Genomic DNA, 4,001 nt, shown 5'->3' on the forward strand with positions numbered 1-4,001 from the left:
CCTTCTAAGCTGTGGGTCACTGGTTCGATTCCAGTACGCCGCACCACCCCTTCCCGTCTCCCCTGCATATATCCGCCGAAATCCGCTGCGCACCTGCCCGACTTACGGCTGGGCGCAGGGGTCGCTCAAGCCCACCATGCCGCCGATCTTCTGCAGCCGGCTGCGGTTTTCAAGACAGGCCTGCTGCTTGTCCTGCACGGCTTTGTTCTGCGCCAGCTGCAAGGCCTGGGCGCGTTCAGCCTGCAGTTGAGCGATGCGCCCCCGGATCTGCGGCATCACCGCAAGTGCGGCTTTCTCGCCTTCGACGATGGCATTCGCGCGCTGGGTGAAGTCGGCCGGTCCAATGTCGAGCACTTTGGGGCGGATGATGATGTCGGCGCGCGCGAGTTCGGCCTGGCCCAGCTTCTGGCCCATGATGGCGATCGACTGGCCCAGGGTGCCGAGCATGTCGGCCGGCGACTGGCCGCGCGGCTTGTTCGAAATATCGACGGCGATCACCAGATCGGCGCCCAGTTGGCGCGCCGCATCGACGGGCACGGGGCTCACGATGCCGCCGTCGACGAAGTGGAACTTGCCTATGGACACCGGCTGGAACACGCCGGGCACGCTGCTCGACGCGCGCACCGCCTGCCCGGTGTTGCCGCGGGCAAACACCGTGCGTTCGCCGTCTTCGAGGCGCGTGGCGACGGCAACGAAGGGCTTGGCCAGCTTTTCCAGCGGACGGCGCTGGACCTGCTCGTTGACATAGTCTTCGAGCTTCTGCCCCTTGACCAGGCCGCCCGACGAGAACTGCAGGTCGCGAATGCTGGTCTCGTCGAGGCCCACGGCCTTCTCCTGCAGCGCGAACGCGTCCATGCCGCTCGCATACAGCGCGCCGACCACGCTGCCCGCGCTGGTGCCGGCGACGACGGCCGGCGTCAGACCATTGGCTTCGAGCATCTTGATCACACCGATGTGCGCAAAGCCCTTGGCCGCGCCGCCACCCAGCGCCAGGCCTATGGTCAAAGGCGCGGTCGTGACACCGGGCGCGCCCGCAGGCGCTACGGCTTTGGGGGTGCTACCGCAGGCGGCCAGGCCGGCCACTGCGAGATACGCCAGCGGGCGTATGAAGGCTTGCAAACGCATTCCAGGCTTTCCAGCTGTCATCAAGGCGGCAGTATATCGGCGCCCGCAAGGCGGAGGCGGGCCCGCGCTGCTTGTCCCCAGGCGCCATGCGCAAGGCGTTTGCAAATGTTTCCTCGCCGGGGCACGCGTGTTCAGCGGATGCTCGCCGCCGGTTTCACAGCGGTCGGTGGCGCTGCGCGCGTGCTGGCAACGCGCATGCGTGCCAGGTTCTCATTGCTGAACACGTGCAGACATTGCGAACAGTGAAAATTGCGGCGCTGATGGAGGCATCAGATGTGCATCTGGAATTTGACCAGCAGGTTCGGCGAACGCTGCTGCGCGCTGGTGGCGGGTCCGCCTGCGCCCACACGCCAGGCGAGCGTCGATTCAAGCGCCCAGCGCGTGCCATGGTGCTTGAGCCCGAACCCTGCGCCGCCAAGATTGCGCTGGTTGCTGTCCTCGCTCCACGGACGCTGCTGGAACCTGACGCGGCCCGCGTCCACAAAACCGCTGAGCTGCCAGGCATTGCCCAGCGTGCAATGCAACTCGAGCGCGCCCAGCAATCCGCTGTCACCCGACGCTTCGCCCTGTGGATAGGCGCGCACTCCGTAGGCGCCGCCCAGGCTCATTTTTTCCGACGAGTCGAGATTCCTGTTGGCCCATTGGCCATTGATGCGCCCATGGAGGCTCCACGGGCCGGTCAAGGCCTGCCAGCGCGCAAGCTGGCCGTTGAACACCTGGAAGTGGCCTGCACTGCCTGTGGTCAGCGCATCTGATTGCCGTTGCGCCTCGCTTCCCAGGCGCAGCTGGCCATGCGTCCAGGACAAGTCCCATTGGCTGATGGCCCGACCGCCCAGGCTGTCCTGCCAGTTGCCGTTCAGGCCCAGCGTGGTGAGGTGCGAACGCTTGCGCGCGTGGCTGTCCTGCGCGCCGATGTGGTCGGCCAGCCGCTTCTGGTCATGGCTTATCCGGGCATTGAGATTCACGCCGCGGCTTCGCACCAGTGGCTGGTTGGCATGGAGGCTCGCCACCTTGGCGCTGCCATAGGCATCGAGTGCCGAAAAATCCCTGCCGGTCTCGTAGTTGAGATGCGCCAGACTGGCGCCTACGAGCGTGTTCCAGGGACCGATCGGCATCTGGTAGCCCAACTGGTAATTGCGCAGATGCTCATTGCTCAGCAACGTATGCAGATGGATCTGCTCGCCAAGGCCCAGCGATCCGTTGAATTGCAGGCTGCCCATGGCGCGCGCGGTACCGGTGAAGCGATTGCCGAAATTGTCCAGGCCCAGCGAGCCGCTGACGACAGGCGCATCCTCGACGCGTACCACCAGGTCGGTCGTGCCTACGTGGATCCCGGGCTGCAGCCTGGACTTGGCGCGAGCGCCGCTCACATCGCCCAGCAGCAGCAGGCTGGAGTTGAGCGCGCGGGCATGGAGCACCTCGCCGACGCGCAGTTGCCTGAGCGGCGTGGTCAGGACCTGCGCGCGCTGGCGCGACTGGTTTTCGAGACGCACTTCACCCAGCCGGCCCTCGAGCACGTTCACGCGCACCAGGCCTGCCTCCACCGTCTGCTCGGGCAAATAGGCATAGGCAAAGGGATAGCCGCGTTCTCGGTAGAGCCCGGTGATGCGCGCTGCGCCGGCTTCGAGCTGGGACAGGGTCAGCGATTGGCCCTCGAGCGGCTGCAGCAGGGCCTGCAGATCCGCCGTGGCGATGGCGCTGTTGCCGTCGATTGCGAAGCGCTGCACGTCGATCTTCGGGCCTTGCATGTCGGCCGCGGCCGCAGCCGCGGGCGGCGCGGGCAGGCCCAGGTCGATGTCCGCCGGCGCGGGCCGCAGGGGACGCTGCTGCTCAAGGCTTTCAAGCAGTTGGCCGGCATTGGGCAGCGTCTGGGCCTGGGCGCATAGGCCCAGCGCAGCGGTGCTGAGGGCACACCACAGCGGCGTGCGAAGAAACAAAGGCATGGAAATTCCTGATGGATATCAAACTGAAAGAAGCGATGTGCGGCGTATTCAGCGTGCGGGGCGGTGGATGCCGTCGCCGATCACGGTGTAAAGCGGGTCTTCGCCGGCGGCAGGCTGTTCTGGCGCGGAATCGGTGCGGGCCATGCTCCCCACCGTGGCCATCACTGCGGCATAAGCGGGCCGGATTTGAATCCGCATGCCAGGACGCGTTTCGTCAGGCTGCGTTGCGGCCGCCACTTCCTGCGCAGCGCTGCTCGGCTGTGCGTTGGCGGCAGCGATGCCGACGCCCACCACGCCGGTTGGGCCGACTGGCATGCCACGGGCCACGCCGGTCGCAGCAACGTCAACGGCGGCGCAGGTATCGGTGGCGGCGCGGATATCGACGGCCTGGGCGAACATGTCCACCGGCAAGGCCATGGGGCCGGCGTCCACGCCTGGCTGCGTCGGGACAGCCACAGTCTGGCTGACAGCGATAGCGACAGCGACAGCGACATCGGCCCCGGTCACGCTGTCCGATGGCTGGGAGACGCTGGCGACCAATGCCTGCGGGCGGTCCACCGCCGGTGCCGCGGGGGGGATTCGGTGGATCGCCGCTGATTGGCTGGCCAGGGTCTGGGCAAGGGGCGCTGAGCTGGCGCGGCTATGAACAGCCGCATTGACAGCGACCATGACCGGGCTGGCCTGAGGCGAGGATGCGGGCGTTGCAGGCATTGCCGGCGCCAAGGGTTGAACGGGCATAGCTGGCGTGGCGTGGTCCTGGACGACCGCATTGACAGCGACCATGACCGGGCTGGCCTGAGGCGAGGATGCGGGCGTTGCAGGCATTGCCGGCGCCAAGGGTTGAACGGGCATAGCTGGCGTGGCGTGGTCCTGGACGACCGCATTGACAGCGACCATGACCGGGCTGGCCTGAGGCGAGGATGCGGGCGTTGC

General features: G+C 66.9%; 3 protein-coding genes. All 3 read right to left on the reverse strand.

The annotated features are described in order from the left end of the window. Positions 1 to 102: 102 nt before the first annotated feature. The 3 genes from RR928_RS24420 to RR928_RS24430 all read right to left on the reverse strand — a co-directional run bounded on the left by RR928_RS24420 (position 103) and on the right by RR928_RS24430 (position 3,500). A complete protein-coding gene (locus RR928_RS24420; protein WP_332540305.1) occupies positions 103 to 1,125 on the reverse strand; it encodes a patatin-like phospholipase family protein in 1,023 nt (340 codons plus the stop codon). 269 nt (positions 1,126 to 1,394) lie between these two features. Further along, on the reverse strand, positions 1,395 to 3,068 hold the full coding sequence (locus RR928_RS24425) for a ShlB/FhaC/HecB family hemolysin secretion/activation protein (RefSeq protein ID WP_332549883.1): 1,674 nt from the start codon (positions 3,066 to 3,068) through the stop codon (positions 1,395 to 1,397). 48 nt (positions 3,069 to 3,116) lie between these two features. Then, positions 3,117 to 3,500 carry a hypothetical protein gene (locus RR928_RS24430; RefSeq protein WP_332684661.1) on the reverse strand — a complete coding sequence of 128 codons (384 nt, stop codon included), beginning with the start codon at positions 3,498 to 3,500 and terminating at the stop codon, positions 3,117 to 3,119. Between the last annotated feature and the right edge of the window lie 501 nt (positions 3,501 to 4,001).

Source organism: Comamonas sp., assembly GCF_036666375.1.
GTDB lineage: Bacteria > Pseudomonadota > Gammaproteobacteria > Burkholderiales > Burkholderiaceae_C > Comamonas.

Coding starts and splice junctions, on each gene's coding strand:
- RR928_RS24420 (WP_332540305.1), bottom strand. CDS start 1,125: ATGCGTTTGCAAGCCTTCATACGCCCGCTGGCGTATCTCGCAGTGGCC.
- RR928_RS24425 (WP_332549883.1), bottom strand. CDS start 3,068: ATGCCTTTGTTTCTTCGCACGCCGCTGTGGTGTGCCCTCAGCACCGCT.